The organism is uncultured Acinetobacter sp., from assembly GCF_947624825.1.
Taxonomy (GTDB): domain Bacteria; phylum Pseudomonadota; class Gammaproteobacteria; order Pseudomonadales; family Moraxellaceae; genus Acinetobacter.
Genome location: NZ_CANQLZ010000011.1, coordinates 21,198 through 37,779, shown reverse-complemented (window position 1 = coordinate 37,779; position 16,582 = coordinate 21,198). Strand labels below are relative to the sequence as shown.

General features: G+C 41.0%; 17 protein-coding genes. 8 read left to right on the top strand and 9 right to left on the bottom strand.

What is annotated here, in order from left to right; genetic code table 11:
- The first annotated feature begins 46 nt into the window (after positions 1-46).
- On the top strand, positions 47-775 hold the full coding sequence (locus Q0017_RS04165) for a folate-binding Fe/S cluster repair protein (protein ID WP_298143103.1): 729 nt from the start codon (positions 47-49) through the stop codon (positions 773-775).
- A 38-nt stretch (positions 776-813) separates the two neighbouring features.
- Here the strand turns inward: Q0017_RS04165 and Q0017_RS04160 are convergent, their stop codons facing one another.
- The gene (locus tag Q0017_RS04160) at positions 814-1,059 is read right to left on the bottom strand and encodes a hypothetical protein (protein WP_298143100.1); all 246 of its coding nucleotides are present in this window, start codon (positions 1,057-1,059) and stop codon (positions 814-816) included.
- A 360-nt stretch (positions 1,060-1,419) separates the two neighbouring features.
- Here Q0017_RS04160 and Q0017_RS04155 point away from each other — a divergent pair, with 360 nt between their 5' ends.
- Positions 1,420-2,208 (top strand): tetratricopeptide repeat protein, encoded by a 789-nt coding sequence (locus tag Q0017_RS04155; protein WP_298143097.1) that lies wholly within the window; start codon positions 1,420-1,422, stop codon positions 2,206-2,208.
- A gap of 39 nt (positions 2,209-2,247) precedes the next feature.
- Here Q0017_RS04155 and Q0017_RS04150 read toward each other — a convergent pair whose 3' ends face one another.
- Entirely contained in the window at positions 2,248-3,375 is a 1,128-nt protein-coding gene (locus Q0017_RS04150) for an NADH:flavin oxidoreductase/NADH oxidase (protein ID WP_298143094.1), read from the bottom strand.
- 217 nt (positions 3,376-3,592) lie between these two features.
- Between Q0017_RS04150 and mutM the strand changes: the two genes are divergently transcribed.
- Both mutM and Q0017_RS04140 read left to right on the top strand, forming a co-directional pair.
- On the top strand, positions 3,593-4,420 hold the full coding sequence (gene mutM, locus Q0017_RS04145; protein ID WP_298143091.1) for a bifunctional DNA-formamidopyrimidine glycosylase/DNA-(apurinic or apyrimidinic site) lyase: 828 nt from the start codon (positions 3,593-3,595) through the stop codon (positions 4,418-4,420).
- Entirely contained in the window at positions 4,417-4,701 is a 285-nt protein-coding gene (locus Q0017_RS04140) for a peptidylprolyl isomerase (protein WP_298143087.1), read from the top strand. Before mutM ends, Q0017_RS04140 begins: the two co-directional genes overlap by 4 nt.
- A gap of 43 nt (positions 4,702-4,744) precedes the next feature.
- Here the strand turns inward: Q0017_RS04140 and mscL are convergent, their stop codons facing one another.
- Both mscL and typA read right to left on the bottom strand, forming a co-directional pair.
- On the bottom strand, positions 4,745-5,179 hold the full coding sequence (mscL, locus tag Q0017_RS04135) for a large conductance mechanosensitive channel protein MscL (protein WP_298143083.1): 435 nt from the start codon (positions 5,177-5,179) through the stop codon (positions 4,745-4,747).
- Positions 5,180-5,329: 150 nt separating this feature from the next.
- On the bottom strand, positions 5,330-7,168 hold the full coding sequence (gene typA / locus Q0017_RS04130; protein ID WP_298143080.1) for a translational GTPase TypA: 1,839 nt from the start codon (positions 7,166-7,168) through the stop codon (positions 5,330-5,332).
- 173 nt (positions 7,169-7,341) lie between these two features.
- On the opposite strand from typA, the gene Q0017_RS04125 reads away from it, so the two are divergent.
- Genes Q0017_RS04125 through Q0017_RS04115 form a run of 3 tightly spaced genes read left to right on the top strand, consistent with a single transcriptional unit; the run spans position 7,342 to position 11,269 of the window.
- Positions 7,342-8,712: a uracil-xanthine permease family protein gene (locus Q0017_RS04125; RefSeq protein WP_298143075.1), complete on the top strand. Its 1,371-nt coding sequence runs from the start codon at positions 7,342-7,344 to the stop codon at positions 8,710-8,712.
- A gap of 58 nt (positions 8,713-8,770) precedes the next feature.
- On the top strand, positions 8,771-9,802 hold the full coding sequence (locus Q0017_RS04120; RefSeq protein ID WP_298143073.1) for a methyltransferase: 1,032 nt from the start codon (positions 8,771-8,773) through the stop codon (positions 9,800-9,802).
- Between the two features lie 3 nt (positions 9,803-9,805).
- Complete coding sequence (locus Q0017_RS04115; protein WP_298143070.1) at positions 9,806-11,269, top strand: amino acid permease; 1,464 nt, start codon at positions 9,806-9,808, stop codon at positions 11,267-11,269.
- 29 nt (positions 11,270-11,298) lie between these two features.
- Here Q0017_RS04115 and Q0017_RS04110 read toward each other — a convergent pair whose 3' ends face one another.
- Positions 11,299-11,829, bottom strand: coding sequence for a peptidase C39 (locus Q0017_RS04110; protein WP_298143067.1), 531 nt, complete (start codon positions 11,827-11,829; stop codon positions 11,299-11,301).
- A 98-nt stretch (positions 11,830-11,927) separates the two neighbouring features.
- Positions 11,928-12,974 (bottom strand): outer membrane protein Omp38, encoded by a 1,047-nt coding sequence (gene omp38 / locus Q0017_RS04105; RefSeq protein ID WP_298143064.1) that lies wholly within the window; start codon positions 12,972-12,974, stop codon positions 11,928-11,930.
- 354 nt (positions 12,975-13,328) lie between these two features.
- Here omp38 and Q0017_RS04100 point away from each other — a divergent pair, with 354 nt between their 5' ends.
- Entirely contained in the window at positions 13,329-13,847 is a 519-nt protein-coding gene (locus Q0017_RS04100; protein ID WP_298143062.1) for a GspH/FimT family pseudopilin, read from the top strand.
- On the opposite strand, the gene Q0017_RS04095 is transcribed toward Q0017_RS04100, so the two are convergent.
- From Q0017_RS04095 to Q0017_RS04085, 3 genes are read right to left on the bottom strand one after another with little or no spacing between them, the layout of a single operon-like run.
- Entirely contained in the window at positions 13,844-14,197 is a 354-nt protein-coding gene (locus Q0017_RS04095) for a multidrug efflux SMR transporter (RefSeq protein WP_298143059.1), read from the bottom strand. The genes Q0017_RS04100 and Q0017_RS04095 overlap by 4 nt on opposite strands.
- A gap of 51 nt (positions 14,198-14,248) precedes the next feature.
- Positions 14,249-14,734 (bottom strand): DUF934 domain-containing protein, encoded by a 486-nt coding sequence (locus Q0017_RS04090; RefSeq protein ID WP_298143056.1) that lies wholly within the window; start codon positions 14,732-14,734, stop codon positions 14,249-14,251.
- Positions 14,727-16,370 (bottom strand): nitrite/sulfite reductase, encoded by a 1,644-nt coding sequence (locus Q0017_RS04085; protein ID WP_298143054.1) that lies wholly within the window; start codon positions 16,368-16,370, stop codon positions 14,727-14,729. Before Q0017_RS04085 ends, Q0017_RS04090 begins: the two co-directional genes overlap by 8 nt.
- Between the last annotated feature and the right edge of the window lie 212 nt (positions 16,371-16,582).

Sequence of the window (16,582 nt, the reverse complement as noted above, 5' to 3'; positions counted from 1 at the left end):
GATGCACAATCAATACATCGAAAAAATTGTCAAATTTGAGGCCATTATGAGCACAGCACCAGCATTTATTGCACTGAGTTTAGCAGGTGTAGATGCACAAAAATTCCTACAAGGTCAAGTCACCTTACATGTAGAACGCCTAGAAGAAAACACCACGCGCTATACTGGAATTTGTAACCTAAAGGGACGTTTACAGTTTGGTTTATGGCTCACCAAGCTCAATCCTGAGCGCTTTGTGATTGTGACCACAACAGACCAAGCAGATGAACTTGCCAAGCATATTCAAAAATTTGGTGCCTTTTCTAAAATGAAGTTGGAGGTATTAGGCAAGGTTTATCCAACGCTTATGGACGATTGCACCAATTTTGCTGAAAGTGAAACAAATGTTACTGCATGGCAACGTGCTGCGATTGAAGCCGGTCAAGCATGGCTAAATGCAAGCAGCTTAAATGAATTTCAACCGCAAGAGTTACGCTTACATCAACGTGAAGGCGTACATTACGACAAAGGCTGCTATTTGGGTCAAGAAATTGTGGCACGTTTGTGGTTTAAAGCCAAACCTAAGCACTGGCTACATTTGGTACAAGGTCAAGGTGCTGCACCTGAAACTGCCAGCAAGCTACATAACGATGTAGACGTGGTCAACGCGATTGGCACTGAGCAAGGTTATCTGGCGCTGGTGGTGGCTAAACCACAAGCCTTAGTAGAGTTGGGCTTAGAAGTACTCGATTTACCCGAATACTTAAATGGCGACGTGGCACGACCTCAAGCTTAACATCAAAAAAAACCTCCAAATTTGGAGGTTTTTTTTGATTAAAAGCCGTGAAAAAGCTTATTCATGTCTTTAACGACGTAGTCTTTAAAATGAAAAGCACGCGCATGTTTGGCATCAAACTTTACGCTAAGATCGCCATTTTGAAAAACATAGACGCGGTCATCTGAACTTACCAAATAGTCTTTACCTAAAGCTAAAAGTAAGGCATCAATTTTATCTGTATCTGCAATACTGTCATCGGCATTAATTTTGTCATAGTTACGTTTAATACCTTTAATAAACATTGCAATATCCTGAAGATTACATAAGCGATGATTTTAGCCCATTTTTGCTTAATATAGACATCATCTTGCATTTATTCATACCAATTGCCATAAGCGAATATTGCGATTTTTTAAATGATTAAGTTTTACGGCTTTACCGGCTTCACTACATATATATAGGACGTGCTTGCGAGAAATTTTTGGACGAGTGTTTATCACTATCTCGACCTATGAGAGGCTATGCCTTATCTTTGCATTTAGCGCACCATGTAAGCGGCACACATTATTCAAAGGTTTCAATACGATTATGGATTATGCTTTTACTTTTTGAATATAACTTTTAAGATAAGCGCTACACTTTATACAATTAAGGTATTCATAATGAAAAAATTATTTTTGGCGACTGCCCTCACATTAACAACCACTTTCGCTTTTGCCAATGCGGTTGATCCTTTTACTGAAGTTAAAACACTGGTACAAAGCAATGATCACACAGGTGCGTTTAAAGCATTAGAAAAAGTCGCTAAAAATAATCACCCTGATGCCCTGTATAATCTAGGTTATCTCACTGAAATCGGTCAAGGTACCGCGCAAAATAACAAAAAAGCGCTGCGATATTATGAAAAAGCAGCCAAACAAGGTTCAAGCCTTGCCAATTTTGTCTTAGCCCAAAGCTATGAAAAAGGACGTTTAGGTTTAAAAGCTAATCCTAAAAAAGCGCAAAGCTATTTAGAGGCTGCTGATCGTTTAGGGTCGGTAGATGCGAAAGTTGAAATTGCTGAACAGCTGTTTGCCAAACGTAATACTCAAAGTAATCAACAAGCCTTAGCCAAACTTGCACCTTTAGTCCAACAAGGTCACGTTGCCGCAGCCTATAGTCAAGCCACCTTTAAAATCAATGATGGCTTCCGTCTGCGAAATTCCACTCAAATCCAACAAGGTCTGACTGAGTTGCATGCTTTAGGTCAAAAAGGTCATGTGGCTTCTTTATTATTATTGGGTAATTTATATGCCACCGGTTCTTTAATTAAAGAAGATTTAAATAAAGCCAAAATCATTTTTACTGCACTAGATCAAGCCAAAGTAGCACAAGCTAAACCTGCGCTTGAAATTATCAATCAAGCACTTGCTAAACAAGCGCAAGCTAGCAACAGTAAAAAAAGCTCATAAAAGCATAAAAAAAGCGCTTAAATCAGCGCTTTTTTTATATTAATCAAAATCTTCAGTGTTTGATTTAAATGGTTTAAATAAGTCTTTTAAACCATGTGGCTGACAACGCAAATACTGCGGTGCTATGGCAATGTGAGCACCAAGTTGTGCTGCTGCATGCCATGGCCAACGCGGGTTATAAAGTATGGCACGCGCTAAGCCAATGGCATCAGCATATTGCTGGGTTAAAATATCCTCAGCTTGCTGCGGTTGTGTGATTAAGCCCACGGCAATCACAGGAAGATTGATGTGCTGTTTGATCTTATGCGCAAAACCCACTTGATAATTAGGTCCAATTTCAATGGCTTGCTCAGGATGTAAACCGCCACTCGAAACATGAATATATACTGCACCCAATTGTTGCAAGGCTTTGGCTAAACCAATGGATTGCTCTATATCCCAGCCTTGCTCCCCCATCCAATCTGTTGCTGAGATACGCACTCCTATCGGATAATTCTCAGGTACCACCGCTTTAATGGCTTGAAAAACTTCTAAAGTTAATCGAATACGATTTTCTAAGCTGCCACCATATTCATCTTGACGTTGGTTAGACAGCGGCGATAAAAACTGATGTAACAGATAACCATGTGCAGCATGAACCTCAATCAGCTCAAAGCCTGCATCAACCGCACGACGTGCCGCTTCAGCAAAATCTTGGATCAAAGCTTGGATTTCATCTAAGCTCAAGGCTTTGGGTGGTTGATGATCGGCTTGAAAAGCAATGGCACTTGCACCCACAGTTTGCCAGCCTTGCTCGTGATCGGATGCTAACTGAGTGCCACCTTGCCACGGTTTACAACTGGAAGCTTTACGACCTGCATGTGCTAGTTGCACAGCAAATGGCATAGGAGAAAGCCGTTTGATTTTTTCTAATAAAGCTTTGATTTTAGCGCGTTGAATGTCATTCCAAAGCCCTAAATCTGCATAACTAATTCGACCTACAGCCTGTACTGCTGTTGCTTCTACAATACATAAACCCGCGCCAGATAGTGCATAACTCGCCCACTGTTGTTCATGCCAATCGCTGACTTCACCATTGTTGGCTGAGTATTGACACATGGGTGCAATCACGATTTTATTCTCAAGCTGCAATGTGCCAAACTCAATTGCATTAAAAAGCTCAGGCATGTGCATTCTCCATTTTTGTTATATCTATTTTGCTGTTTAACATAGCGCCTTAGACTTAAATCTACAATCTAAACTTCACCCAACTTATGTTTTACGGTTTACTTTGTTACTGAGAACAATAAAATCAACCGCCTAGAAATTGGTGTTTTAGCAGCTTAAACTTGTTTTTTAACGCGTTTGCCCCATATTGAATAATATTCAAAAAAATTGGATTGTTATGCCTGAATTACCTGAAGTGGAAACCACCAAAGTCAGTCTTGCGCCTTTGCTTGATCAACGTGTTTTAGATGTTAGCGTTTATCAAAGCAGTTTACGTTGGCCAATTCCAGACAATGTTGCAGTGCTCAAAGGTCAGCGCTTAGTCAGCTTAAAACGCCGTTCTAAATATATTTTGGCTGAGTTTGAACATATCACCATGCTTTGGCATTTAGGCATGTCGGGGAGTTTTAGAATCTGTCAGCCTGATGAGCCGCTTAAAAAACATGATCACTTTGTGATACGTTTTGAAGAGTGTGAGTTGCGCTATCATGACCCACGCCGTTTTGGCTGTATTTTATGGTTAGATGACTATGCGCAAACAAAACTATTAGCTCCGCTTGGTTCTGAACCTTTAAGTGATGCTTTTGACGCAGCTTATCTAAGCCAAAAACTCAAAAATAAAAATGTTGGCATTAAAGTTGCAATCATGGATAACCATGTGGTGGTGGGTGTAGGTAATATTTATGCCACAGAGAGTTTATTTAATTTAGGCATTCATCCTGCTGAGCCTGCAAAGCATTTAAATACACAACAGATCGAAAAATTAGTGGTTGAAATTAAGCGGATCTTAAAACAAGCCATTGATTTAGGCGGTTCGACTTTGCGTGACTATAGCAATGCCATGGGTGAAAATGGTTATTTTCAACAAACTTTATTGGCCTATGGTCGTGCCGGAGAGATGTGTGTGAATTGCGAAACCACTCTTGAAAATATAAAGCTAGGACAACGTGCTTCGGTATTTTGTCCAGCGTGTCAGCCATTAAAAATGCAGAGGAAATTAGCATGAAAACAGCCATCGTTCGGCATATTTTGGTGAAAGATAAAGAACAAGCAGAGCAATTAAAAAAGAAAATTTTGGCTGGTACTGATTTTGCTAAAGTGGCCAAGCAATTTTCGACCTGTAATTCGGCTAAACGGGGTGGCGAATTAGGTGAAGTAAAAAAAGGCCAATTGGTGCCTGTGATTGATAAATTAGTATTTAGCGCAGCAGAACGCGTTTTACATGGTCCAATCAAAAGCCAATTTGGTTTTCATTTACTTGAAATTAAATTTCGTATGGATTTTTAATATTCCTATTAAAAAAACGGCGCTTGATGCGCCGTTTTTTAAATTAGCCTTTACGTTTTAATTCATCACGAATTTCGCGTAGCAATTCAATATCTTCAGGGGTTGCTGCAGGTGCTGGTGCCTCTTCTTCTTTTGTACGGCGCAATTTATTCATAAATTTAACCAACAAGAAAACCACCCATGCTAAGAGTAAGAAGTTAATCAGTACAGTTAAGAAATTACCATATGCAAATACGTTTAAACCCGCTTCTTGGGCTGCGGCTAGAGTTGTAATGTTGTTTGGATTATCACCTAAGACCACAAACCAATTTGAGTAATCAACATTACCGCCTGAAATCCAAGATACTACCGGCATAATAATATCTTTGACCATAGAATCAATAATTTTACCAAATGCGCCACCAATGATGACACCTACGGCTAAATCCATGACATTGCCTTTCACAGCAAACTCGCGAAACTCTTGAATAATACTCATAAAAAAACTCCAAACTTTTATCGTTATTCAGCTATGACTGCTCAATAATCTACGCTATTTGTTTATCTTGCCAAGCGTTGTTAGAAAATCTTATACAAAAAAAACCGCCAACATGCGTTAGCGGTTTTTTACTTCGGCTAGAAGCGCGACTTATTTACCAGAACGGTTACGTTTACGTTCGTTTTCAGTCAAATGACGCTTACGAATACGAATTGATTTAGGTGTTACTTCAACTAATTCGTCATCTTCAATGAATTCAAGCGCTTGTTCAAGCGTATATTCAATTGCAGGAACAAGTGTTAACGCTTCGTCTGTACCTGATGCACGTACGTTGGTTAACTGTTTTGCTTTAGTTGGGTTAACTGTCATATCGTCAGAACGAGAGTTAATACCAATAATCATACCTTCGTAAACCTCTAACTGAGGTTTAGCGAATAGACGACCACGGTCTTGTAATGTGAACAATGCATAGCCCAAGCACGTACCCTGAACCATAGAAATCAACACACCGTTTTGACGTTTCGCAACAGTACCTTGCTTCATAGGACCGTAATGCGAGAAGCTAGACGTCATGATACCAGTACCAGAAGTCATCGTCATGAATTCAGAACGGAAGCCAATTAAGCCACGTGAAGGTACAGTTGCTTCAATACGGATACGGCCTTTACCGTCAACTTCCATATTGGTCATTTCGCCTTTACGGTGACCCATTTGTTCCATTACAGAACCTTGGTGCTGTTCTTCAACGTCAAATGTTACGTTTTCATACGGTTCTTGTTTAACACCGTCGATTTCTTTTAAGATTACTTGTGGACGAGATACGCCCATTTCGAAACCTTCACGACGCATGTTTTCAATCAGAACAGAAAGATGAAGCTCACCACGACCAGATACTTTGAAACGGTCAGGACTATCGGTATCTTCAACACGTAATGCTACGTTATGAATCAATTCGCGATCTAGACGTTCACGAATGTTACGTGAAGTAACAAATTTACCTTCTTTACCAGCAAACGGTGAGTTGTTTACTTGGAATGTCATCGTTACTGTAGGTTCGTCTACAGAAAGCGGTGGTAATGCTTCAACATTTTTAGGGTCACAAATCGTGTCAGAAATATGAAGTTCTTCAATACCTGTTACACATACGATGTCACCAGCAGATGCAGTTTCAACGTCAACGCGCTCTAAACCGTGGTAACCCATGATTTTTAAGATACGGCCGTTACGTGTTTTGCCTTCCTTATCAATCACAGTTACAGGTGTGTTCAATTTTACTGAACCACGTTGAATACGACCCACACCAATAACACCTACGAAGCTGTTATAGTCAAGTGAAGACACTTGCATTTGGAACGGACCATCTACGTCTACAGCCGGTGGCTCTACAACGTCTACGATTTTTTGGAACAACGGTGTCATATCTTCAGCTAATTCTTCTGGAGAAGGACCCGCTACACCACGAAGACCCGATGCATAAACCACAGGGAAATCTAATTGTTCGTCAGTACCGCCTAAGTTATCAAACAAGTCAAATACTTGGTCAATGACCCAATCTGGACGCGCATTTGGCTTATCAACTTTGTTGATAATTACGATTGGCTTTAAACCACGTGCGAACGCTTTTTGCGTTACGAAACGAGTTTGTGGCATTGGACCTTCTTGTGAATCTACAAGAAGAAGTACGCAGTCAACCATAGATAATACACGTTCAACTTCACCACCGAAGTCGGCGTGTCCTGGGGTATCCACGATGTTGATACGGTATTCAGTGTTGGTACGTGCGTCTGTCCATTTGATTGCAGTGTTTTTTGCAAGAATGGTAATACCACGTTCGCTTTCAATTGCGCCAGAATCCATTACACGCTCAATCTCACCCGCGCGATCACCGAGAGCACCTGATTGTTGTAAAAGTTTGTCTACAAGAGTGGTTTTACCATGATCGACGTGCGCAATAATGGCGATGTTACGGAGAGTTTTAATATCTGACATGTATATTCAATGCGTGTTTAATTTGAGGTCAGATTATACAGAAAAATTGAAAACTTTTATAGGGGCAGTTCATCCACGGTAACATTTTTTTGCCGATTGCTTGGCTTTTGATTTTGTAAAGCAATGTAAACAGATTAGAATAGCGCCACTTTTGCCAAAATTTGTTTTGACTTATGTCTGATCTACATCACTCTCCCGAGCAAAAACACGAGTTAGATTTGGTCTATGGTCTAGAAGACCGACCTAAACCGCTGATTGCTTTTTTTGCAGCTTTTCAACATTTGCTCGCCATTATTGTTCCGATTGTCACCCCAGGTTTATTGATCTGTCTTGCCCTTGGTGTCTCAAAAGAAGATACCAATATGATTTTATCCATGTCATTGGTGATCTCAGGCATTGCAACCTTTTTACAATCAAAAAAGGTCGGTCCTTTTGGTGCCGGTCTTTTAATTGTACAAGGCACAAGCTTTAACTTTATTGGGCCTATTATTGGTGTGGGCTCTGCAATGGTTGCAGCCGGCACACCCGTTGAATCGGTCATGGCTGCCATTTTTGGGGTAGTGATTGCAGGCTCATTCATTGAAATGGGGGTTTCACAAATCCTGCCTTGGATTAAACGACTCATCACCCCCTTGGTCACAGGTATTGTGGTGTTACTCATTGGTTTGACCTTAATTAAAGTGGGTTTAACCAGTATGGGCGGTGGTTATGCTGCCATGAAAGATGGCACTTTTGCCAACGCCGACAACCTCATCATGTCGTGTACTGTATTGGCTCTGATTATTTTACTCAACCGCATTAAAGTGGTGTGGATTAAGAGCTCAGCGATTTTAATTGCTTTAGTTGCAGGTTATATCCTTGCCGGTTTTATGGGTTATTTAGATTTCTCTGGCGTAAAAGATGCACCATTGGTCCAAATTCCAACGCCGATGCACTTTGGTTTAAGCTTCTCTTGGAGCCTGTTTATTCCAATGGCATTTATCTACCTTGTGACGTCTTTAGAAGCCATTGGTGACATTACCGCAACGTCTAAGCTATCTAATCAGCCTGTAGATGGTCCAAAGTGGATGCAGCGTATTAAAGGTGGTGTATTGGTCAATGGTGCCAATTCATTGCTTGCTGGTGTATTTAACACCTTCCCAAGTTCGGTATTTGCCCAGAATAATGGTGTCATTCAGCTTACAGGCGTTGCAAGTCGCTATGTTGGCATTTGGATTGCAGCACTTTTGGTTATTTTAGGTTTACTTCCTGCAGTGGCAGGCGTGATTCAAGCGGTACCACAAGCGGTATTAGGCGGCGCAGTGATGGTGATGTTTGGTGCAGTGGCTGCATCAGGGATTAACATTTTATCGACTGTAAATCTTGATCGTCGTGCTTTATTGATTATTGCAATTTCACTGGGCTTGGGCTTAGGTGTTGCACAAGTACCTGATATTTTGGCGCACTTACCTGAATTGTTCCGCAACATCTTTAGTTCAGGTGTGGCCACCGGTGGTATTGCCGCTTTAATTTTAAATATTGTTCTTCCTGAAACGAAGAAATAATTTCATATCCTAAAAGCACTGTTGCTTTGGCACGGTGCTTTTATTATGGAGAGATCCAATGGTTCCACAAAGTGAAGTCCTCATTCGCCAATATGAGTACCTTTCAGGTCGTGTCTTGTTTATCAACGCCCCGACAGACGACTTGTTCCAACACTTAGAAGACAATGTCGATCCGTGCGTATGGACATGGAATTTTAACGACTTTCAGTCTTTTGAAGCCAAACAAGCCAAGGTTCACTTTGGTACAGACTTCCCTCAAGGCGAGTTTGACCAAGCAGTAATTTTTGTGCCAAAAGCCAAAGAACTCCTTAATTATATTTTATATACCCTTGCCAGCCATTTAAAGATTGGCAGTTCCATTTTATTGGTGGGTGAGAAAAAAGCCGGCATTGAACGTGCAGCAAAACAATTACAGCCGTATGGCAAAACCCTAAAACTCGATAGCGCACGTCATTGTCAATTGTGGCAAACCAGCTTAGATAAAAATGTGCCTGCCAAAGCCTTACGCGATTGGGCACAGACTTACCGTGTGGCTACGCCTAAAGGTGAGCTTGAGATTTGTGCTTTACCGGGCGTATTTAGCCAAAATCATCTTGATGTGGGTACTGCAGTATTATTACCGCATCTACAACAGGTAACTTCAGGCAAAATTGCTGACTTTGGTTGTGGTGCAGGTGTAATCAGTGCTTACTTAGCCAAACTCAATCCATCTAATCGTATTTTTGCGATGGATGTAGATGCCTTTGCACTGGCTTCAACGCAAATGACGTTTGAGCAAAATCAGCTTGAACCAGAACAGCTTGAAATTAAAGCGGTACGTGGTATTGAAGATGCACCGTTGTTTTTACATGCCATTGTCAGTAATCCACCGTTTCATCAAGGCATTCAAACTGACTATAACGCCAGTGAAAACCTGTGTAAAACCGCACGCCGTCACCTTAAATCAGGCGGTGAATTGTGGATTGTGGCCAACCGCTTCTTAAATTATCCGATGTTGATTGAGCAACACTTTAAACAATGTCATATCAAAACTGATGAGCAAGGCTTTAAGGTCTTATTTGCTAGTACGCAGAAAAATCTTAAGGAATAAAGTATGAGCGAAACACAACAACCTCAATTACAACGTAAGTTGGGTGCTCGCCATCTAAATATGATTGCGATTGGTGGCTCCATTGGTACAGGTTTATTTTTAGCCTCTGGTGCAACCATTGCCAATGCCGGCCCCGGTGGTGCTTTGTTGGCCTATGCTTTAATTGGCGTCATGATTTATTTCTTAATGACCAGTTTAGGTGAATTGGCCACGCATAACCCAACCTCTGGCGCGTTTTTTACTTACGGCACCAAATATGTGGAAGGTGGCTTTGGTTTTGCCTTAGGTTGGAACTACTGGTACAACTGGGCCATTACCGTGGCTTTTGAATTGGTCGCAGTACAATTCATTATGAAGTTTTGGTTTCCTGACATCCCCGGCTTTTATTGGAGTGCGATCTTCTTGGCCGTGGTGTTTGGTATTAATGCTTTAACCGTTAAAGGCTTTGGTGAATCTGAGTTTTTCTTCTCTTTGATTAAAGTTTTGGCAATTATCGCCTTTATTATCATTGGGATTGTCATGATTGTTAAGATCATGCTCACCCCTGATATGGCGGTATTTGCCAATTGGACCACAGGTGAAGCACCATTTGTGGGTGGTTTGAGCGCCTTAATTGGTGTGGCAATGATTGCCGGTTTCTCGTTCCAAGGCACAGAAATGGTCGGCGTTGCAGCGGGTGAATCAAAAGACCCACAAAAAACCATTCCTGTTGCCATTAAACAAATTTTTTGGCGCATTTTATTGTTCTATATCGTGTGTATTTTTATCATCGGAACGTTAATTGCCTATGATGACCCACGTTTATTACAAGCTGCTGCAACGGATAACGTGGCTTTATCACCGTTTACCTTGTTGTACGAACAAGCAGGTTTTGCCTTTGCCGCATCGCTTATGAATGCAGTGATTTTAACTGCAATTTTATCGGCAGGTAACTCAGGCATGTATTCATCAACGCGTATGCTATTTGATATGGCACGTAAAGGTAGTGCACCCAAAGCCTTTGGTAAGCTCGATGCACGTGGCGTACCCATGAATGCCTTATATGCCACGACTGCCATTGCAGCACTGTGCTTTTTAACCACCTTTATTGGCGAAGAAGAAGTATTTAACTGGCTGTTAAATATGTCTGGTATGTGTGGTTTTATTGTATGGCTAGGTATTGCCATTTCGCATTACCGCTTCCGTAAAGGCTATGTCATGCAAGGTCATCAGTTGGAAGATTTAGCATATCGTGCCAAATTCTTCCCTTTTGCCCCGTGGTTTGCCTTTATTTTGTGTGCCATTGTAGTGCTTGGTCAAAACTACCAAGCCGTATTAAACGGTGAATGGTTGGCGGTATTGTCGACCTACATCGGTATTTTCTTATTCTTGGCCATTTGGTTAGGATATAAATGGAAATACAAAACTAAACTGATCTCGTATCAAGAGATGGATGTCACGCCGATGAAAATCGAGCAAGACAAATAAAAAAAAGCAGTCTTCGGACTGCTTTTTAATTAACTATAACGCATTACAAAATTGCGATCATCAATCACAATCACTTGCTGGCAAATTCCCTCTTGTTGGCGCTGCTGAATAAAGACATCTTTAGACATTGGCTCAAAACTATCAAAGAAACAAATCTCTTCATCATCAATTGAATACACCAAAGAGTGATTACCAACGCCGTCCAAAGTGTCGTAATACACAATCACAAAGCGCCCTTGATCTACGGCCTGTTTAATCTGTGCATAATTCATTTCATCACGCACCACAATGCCAAGTTCTTGAGCTTTGGCATAAAAAAATTGTTCGGTCGGCTGTGGATCTGGGTCATGTTGGGTACTAAATTCAACATCTAAACCCAAATGCTTTAAGGCAACGGCCAAAGCAATCCCGTAAGTGCCTTCCTCGGCATTATGGCGACATAAATGCACTAAGTCTTGGATTTCTAGGTCAATACCATAATGATGGAACAACATCCAAATTGCATACAGACCACCATTGGCAGGTAGTTCAGCTAAATCTTGTGGAATCTCTACGCTCATAATGTTTTAAATCTTAAAAAGAATAAAGCTATTGTAATTTTTCTTATAAAAAAAGCGACTCCAAAGAGTCGCTTTTTTCACATCAGTTCAATAACGAATTATTGAGCAGCTGCTTGTGGCTGTACTTCAACAGTACGGCTGCCAGAAATCGTAGCGAATACGCGACGGTTCATAGCACGGCCTTCTTTAGTGTTGTTGTCAGCAATTGGTTGATCCCACGCAAAACCTTGAGTCGCTAAACGAGTAGGGTTTACGTTGTATTCATTTACAAGTGCAGATTTAACAGAGTCAGCACGCGCTAAAGATAAGCGATCGTTTAATGCACGAGGACCAGTGCTGTCTGTGTGACCTTCAATACGCGCAGTTGCGTTAGGGTATTCCACTAACTTTTCAGCAACTTTTGCAATTTCTGGTTTGTATTGGTCTTTGATGTTTGATTTGTTAGTATCAAAGAACACACGAAGTTCCATGTTCAAGTCTTCAACAAGCACTTGTGGAGCTGGTTCAACTGGAACAACTGGTGCAATTGGCTCAACCACTACAGGCGCTGCAACAGCAGGCTTTAAGTGACCGCCAAGAACTACGTTAAGACCAGCTAAAGCTGTGTAGTTCCAGAATTGTTCGTCAAAGTTGTATGTACCACGAGCTTCTGTACGAAGAGATAAAGCATCGTTTAAGCGCCAGAAAGCACCAACACCTGCATTACCTAAAGTACCTTCATCATCCAAATCAGCGTAGTCGCCTTCGCCTTCGTATTTATAGTGACCAGCACCTAAAAGTACGTATGGCTTGATTTTGCTGTCGTAGTTCTTCGTGATTAAATCAGAAGTTACGTAGAAGTTACCCGCAAGTTGTTGTTGCTTGTATTCACCATCTTTAACGTCAGCAACATCGATGTCGCCTTTTACTTGTGAATATTCAGCTTCGAAACCTAACCATGGCGTTAATTCCACACCAAGCGCAGCACCAACGAATAAATCGTCTTGAAGTTCTGCAGGACCTGGACCTAGGTTATCTTTACCGTTGTTGTGTTGTGTATCTTGGAACGTGTAACCAACTAATAGTGGAGTTACAGTTACACCAGCATTAGCTGCTGCAAACGGTGCAGCAACAAGCATTGCTAAAGCAATACGACTCATTTTCATGGATTTCTCCTCCAGAGATATAAATTGTTGTTCAAGCTTGGGCATATTCACCCCTGGGATAGGCTTTTATTACCCCAGTGTTATTTTTAAGCTATTCACACGCCATCATACAAACACTTCTTTTATTTTCCAAGTGCTTGATAATTTTAATCAAGAAAATTATTGACAAAATTACTTACAAATTCCGTTGTAATTCGGTAATTTTTCGATGAACAGGTCTTTATGAATAGCTTATTTTTGGCTTGAATGGAGTCTAACAGCTTTAAAATGCATAAGTCATCTTATTACATCTCAAATCAGCTCTAATCTTATGCCAAGACGTTTAAAGCCCATCTAAACATAAGGAGTTAGCGCATGCTTAACCTCTATCGTGGCTTTACCTTAGTAGAATGCTTAGTGACCATTGTTGTGATTGCAATTTTAGCTGCTGTGGCTATTCCAAGCTTCAAACGCGACCTCATTCAAAAAGAGGTCGAGGGCTCACAATTGAAAATCCAACGCGCCTTACAATTGGCACGTCAACATGCCATGACTCAAGCCAATCATGTGGTGCTGTGTAATAGTGACGATGGCAAACTATGTGGCAATGAACGTTGGACACAAGGCTTTATTGTGTTTGTGGACATCAATAAAAATCGGCAAAGAGACAATGATGAAACTTTAGTATTGGGTGAAGCACTCAATCTAAAGTACGGGCAATTGTCTTGGGGTAGTCTAAACCATGATAATTTAAGTTTTTTACCACGTACCGGCTTGCCCCTTGGTTCAAATGGTACCTTTAGTTATTGCGCTCAAGATGCACAGTTTAGCTATAGTATTGTGGTCAGCCATATGGGACATAGCCGTATTGATCAGACCCAAAAATGCTCTTAAACCTCAATATTAGAAAATTGGGTAATAACCACCAAACCTAGGCTAATTAAGCCAATGCCTAGCCACCCTGCCACATCTATATGTTGCCCTAAATATGCCTTGGCCAATAAAGCGGTTGCAATGACCCCAATCCCCGACCACAGAACATATAAAATCCCTGCTTGCATATATTTAAGTGCAATGGCAGCACAGGCAAAAGAGCCTAAATACAACACCAAAGCGATGGCTTGATCGGACTTATGCACCAAGCCATTGGCTTTGGCTGAGTAAAAAGTTGACAACACATCCGCTAAAATTGCCAATAACAGCCAATAGACACCCGGATTGATTTTGCTCAACCACTGCATCATACATTCCTTATAAAAAAAGCCGCGCGAGCGCGGCTTTGATGTGTGCTTCGATTAAGCACCGGTTTGATAATTTGGTTTTGGCACAGCTGTTGACGCTTGGTAAGGTTGGGTAAAATCGCCTAAACCTTTGGCCGCTTCTGCAATGTCTTTACCCTCTTTAACTACAAAAGTGTCAAAGCCTGAACGTTTCATATAATTTAAAACGTCTTTAAAGACATCACCTGTCGCACGCAGTTCGCCTTCAAAACCTTGGCGACGCAACAATGCTGCAAATGAATAACCACGACCATCGTTAAAACCTGCAAATTCAATAAAGATCGCATCTAATTGATCAAGAGGAAATTGATGTTCTTCAGGTGATGCATCTACCGTTAAGTACAGGGCTTTTTTACCTAAAACATGGGCAATTTGATCAAGCTGCTCAACCGTTAAAACCACATCACCTTGTGGTAATACAGCATCTTCACCGATCAATTGATAAGTATTGTCTGCAACAGTGCCATCTTTTGCGAGCACTGGTAGTGCGGTGTTAAGCATATGCACGCTCCTTAAATGGTTTGATGCCTACACGGCGATAAGTATCGACAAAATCTTCGCCTTCTTCACGTAAATCAAGATAGGTATTTAAGATTTCTTCAACAATATCAGGTACAACATCGGCTGCAAATGATGGTCCTAAGATGTCACCAATTGAAGCATCATGGTCAGCATTACCACCTAAAGTAATTTGATAGAACTCAGCGCCTTTTTTATCTACGCCTAAAATACCAATGTTACCCACGTGATGGTGACCACAGGCATTCATACAGCCTGAGATATTCAAATCTAATTTACCTAGGTTGTAAATGGTGTCTAAGTCATCAAAACGGCGTGAAATCGCTTCTGAAATTGGAATTGATTTTGCATTTGCCAATGAACAGAAATCACCACCTGGGCAACAGATAATATCGGTTAAGAAACCAATATGTGCACGGGCAAGATTGGCTTGATCCAGTGCTTGCCACAGGGCAAATAAATCTTTTTGCGGTACATCGACAAGGGCAATGTTTTGCTCATGTGTGGTACGTAACTCACCAAAAGTATATTGATCGGCAAGATCAGCAATCAGGTTCATCTCTTCAGAAGTCACATCACCCGGTGCTACGCCTGTACGTTTCAAAGAAATCGTCACAATACGATAGCCTTTGACTTTATGGGCGTGGGTGTTGATGTTAAACCAATGTTTGAATTTTGGATGCTGAGCAAAGAGTTCAGTGAAATCTTGATCTTGATAATCTTGGTAAGCAAATGGCGTGAAGTTCTCATCCATTTTTGCCAAAGTTTCTGCATCCACTTTTAAGGTTTTAATGGTATGTGCAAATTCAGCTTCTACTTTTTGTGCAAATACTTCAGGCGTGAGTGCCTTCACTAAAATTTTAATACGTGCTTTGTACTTGTTATCACGGCGACCATGTAAGTTATAGACACGTAAAATTGCTTCTAAATAAGCAATTAAATCTTCACGTGGCAAGAAGTCACGAATGAAGCTTCCCATAATTGGGGTACGACCTAAACCGCCACCGACTTTAATTTTGTAGCCGATTTCGCCTTGTTGGTTTTTAACAATATATACACCCACATCATGGAACGAAGTTGCCGCGCGGTCAATTTCTTCCAAAGCAGATACGGCAATCTTAAATTTACGTGGTAAGAAAGCAAATTCAGGATGGAACGTTGACCATTGACGAATCAATTCACAGGTTGGACGTGGGTCAGCAATTTCGCCTGCCACAACACCTGCATATTGGTCGGTGGTGGTATTACGAATACAGTTACCTGAAGTTTGAATGGCATGCATTTGCACAGCTGCCAATTCTTGCAACATATCTGGTACATTTTCTAGCGCAGGCCAGTTGAACTGGAAGTTTTGACGCGTTGAAACGTGTGCATAACCACGGTCGTATTCGGTGGCAAGTTGCGCAATTTTACGTAATTGCTGAGCATTCATTAAGCCGTAAGGTACAGCCACACGCAACATGGGCGCATAACGTTGTACATACAAACCATTTTGTAAACGAAGTGGACGATATTCGTCTTCGGTGAGTTTTCCGGCTAAATAACGTTCCGTTTGGTCACGGAACTGTGCAACACGTTCATTAATCAGTTGCTGATCAAAATCAGTATATAAATACATGGCGTACAGCTAGTAGTTTCTATTATAACGGCGTACAGAATAACGATTTTTGATCTATCAAGAAAATGCGTTTTTTACATATTTCATAGCGGTTTTATTGATAAGCCTGCATCATATTCACTGATAACAGGCAATTGTGGCCATTTATCCTACTTTTTCATATTATTTACATTTTAAGAATACACTTAGCACAAAAAAGAATAAGCAATTAA

What these genes read in the sequence shown, in the direction of transcription:
- Q0017_RS04165 (WP_298143103.1), top strand. Translation starts at nt 47, where the DNA reads ATGAGCACAGCACCAGCATTTATTGCACTGAGTTTAGCAGGTGTAGAT.
- Q0017_RS04160 (WP_298143100.1), bottom strand. Translation starts at nt 1,059, where the DNA reads ATGTTTATTAAAGGTATTAAACGTAACTATGACAAAATTAATGCCGAT.
- Q0017_RS04155 (WP_298143097.1), top strand. Translation starts at nt 1,420, where the DNA reads ATGAAAAAATTATTTTTGGCGACTGCCCTCACATTAACAACCACTTTC.
- Q0017_RS04150 (WP_298143094.1), bottom strand. Translation starts at nt 3,375, where the DNA reads ATGCCTGAGCTTTTTAATGCAATTGAGTTTGGCACATTGCAGCTTGAG.
- mutM (WP_298143091.1), top strand. Translation starts at nt 3,593, where the DNA reads ATGCCTGAATTACCTGAAGTGGAAACCACCAAAGTCAGTCTTGCGCCT.
- Q0017_RS04140 (WP_298143087.1), top strand. Translation starts at nt 4,417, where the DNA reads ATGAAAACAGCCATCGTTCGGCATATTTTGGTGAAAGATAAAGAACAA.
- mscL (WP_298143083.1), bottom strand. Translation starts at nt 5,179, where the DNA reads ATGAGTATTATTCAAGAGTTTCGCGAGTTTGCTGTGAAAGGCAATGTC.
- typA (WP_298143080.1), bottom strand. Translation starts at nt 7,168, where the DNA reads ATGTCAGATATTAAAACTCTCCGTAACATCGCCATTATTGCGCACGTC.
- Q0017_RS04125 (WP_298143075.1), top strand. Translation starts at nt 7,342, where the DNA reads ATGTCTGATCTACATCACTCTCCCGAGCAAAAACACGAGTTAGATTTG.
- Q0017_RS04120 (WP_298143073.1), top strand. Translation starts at nt 8,771, where the DNA reads ATGGTTCCACAAAGTGAAGTCCTCATTCGCCAATATGAGTACCTTTCA.
- Q0017_RS04115 (WP_298143070.1), top strand. Translation starts at nt 9,806, where the DNA reads ATGAGCGAAACACAACAACCTCAATTACAACGTAAGTTGGGTGCTCGC.
- Q0017_RS04110 (WP_298143067.1), bottom strand. Translation starts at nt 11,829, where the DNA reads ATGAGCGTAGAGATTCCACAAGATTTAGCTGAACTACCTGCCAATGGT.
- omp38 (WP_298143064.1), bottom strand. Translation starts at nt 12,974, where the DNA reads ATGAAAATGAGTCGTATTGCTTTAGCAATGCTTGTTGCTGCACCGTTT.
- Q0017_RS04100 (WP_298143062.1), top strand. Translation starts at nt 13,329, where the DNA reads ATGCTTAACCTCTATCGTGGCTTTACCTTAGTAGAATGCTTAGTGACC.
- Q0017_RS04095 (WP_298143059.1), bottom strand. Translation starts at nt 14,197, where the DNA reads ATGATGCAGTGGTTGAGCAAAATCAATCCGGGTGTCTATTGGCTGTTA.
- Q0017_RS04090 (WP_298143056.1), bottom strand. Translation starts at nt 14,734, where the DNA reads ATGCTTAACACCGCACTACCAGTGCTCGCAAAAGATGGCACTGTTGCA.
- Q0017_RS04085 (WP_298143054.1), bottom strand. Translation starts at nt 16,370, where the DNA reads ATGTATTTATATACTGATTTTGATCAGCAACTGATTAATGAACGTGTT.